General features: G+C 34.5%; 1 protein-coding gene and 1 pseudogene. Both read right to left on the bottom strand.

All coding sequences use genetic code 11. From position 1 onward, the window contains the following. Window positions 1-156: 156 nt before the first annotated feature. Window positions 157-669, bottom strand: coding sequence for a GNAT family N-acetyltransferase (locus GMD1S_RS07820; RefSeq protein ID WP_000624247.1), 513 nt, complete (start codon window positions 667-669; stop codon window positions 157-159). Between the two features lie 62 nt (window positions 670-731). Beyond that, window positions 732-1253: pseudogene (locus tag GMD1S_RS12325) on the bottom strand (hypothetical protein); the annotation flags it as partial.

Below are 1253 nucleotides of genomic sequence, written 5' to 3'. Positions count from 1 at the left end.
TTATATAAAAAAAGTGGACGATTGTCCACTGGGAAAATCAAATTTTAACAGACACATCTGGAGATTCTAAACAAAAAACATCCAAGAAAACATTCTTGAATGTCCGTAAAGATTGATGACTCCATTAACCTTGTCAATAGACTGGAAATAATAATATTATGGCCTCCTTATCTCAAATACTGCTGTATGAACCCACTCATTATGAATGTGTAAGTCATTTTCTATCATCCTACTAAAGGTGAAACCATTTTTTATAAGCACCCTCTGAGAGGCTAGATTACCCGTTGCCGTTCCTGCAATGATTTTATTTAAACCATAAGTCGTAAAGGCCTTGTCTAAAACGAGTTTAACCGCTTCGCCAGCATAACCTAAGTTAGTAACATTTTCCCCAATCCTATACCCAAGCTCTGCTGTTGTTCGATCATTCTCTAAAACACTTAAATTGATTCTGCCGACCATCATGCCTTGCGAATCTCTGATAAGATGCATATAGACATCACGATTCGTTTGTTCCGTTAACAATTCCCTCGTGATTTCTTTAAAACCTTCTAAACCAAAATAGTTAGCTGGTCTAGGAGGTAAATTTCGTTCAAAATACTCTCGATTTTCTTTTTCAAAAGAATAAACGTCTAGACTATTTTCCTCAGACAACAGCTCTAAACTAATCATTACAAAACTTCCCTTCTCTTCTTAGTAAAAATATTGTGAGACTTACCTAGCCCTAGCAACTCCTACTCTAATTTTTGCAACAGCTTTACAACTTGACGATTTTCAATCTTCACATAGTATACACCACTATCATTGACAAGTTTATCCTCTTTATACTTAGCAATTTTGACAGCATAAAGACCGCGTGGTAGGGGTTGGTTGGCAAAAAATTCCTTCATGAGCGCTTCAAGCTCTTTAAGATAGTCATCATACAAGAGATCTCTTTTTTCTTTTGGAACGAAATATTGAAATTCAAATGTTGGTATAAAAATCTCTTTTTGGAAAAGATATTGAGCATCCATTGGATACATTCCTTGCAGAGCTTGGCCCTTGCTTTGATTTTCCTCTAATATTTCATTATAAAGATAGATATTATCAGATTGGTTATTAAATTCAAAATCAATACCTTGATACTTCAAATCAGGCAGTTTAGGATCTTTGATTGAACTGTCCAGTGTTTTTAAAAATTCACTGGTTCCTGGACTAACTTCAATCCCTAAATAGGCTAATTCTGGGAAAACATCATAAATTTTTTTACCATTTTT

The organism is Streptococcus sp. GMD1S, from assembly GCF_000296875.1.
Taxonomy (GTDB): Bacteria; Bacillota; Bacilli; order Lactobacillales; family Streptococcaceae; genus Streptococcus.
This window is presented reverse-complemented; position numbering and strand designations above follow the sequence as displayed.

What these genes read in the sequence shown, in the direction of transcription:
- GMD1S_RS07820 (WP_000624247.1), bottom strand. Translation starts at nt 669, where the DNA reads ATGATTAGTTTAGAGCTGTTGTCTGAGGAAAATAGTCTAGACGTTTAT.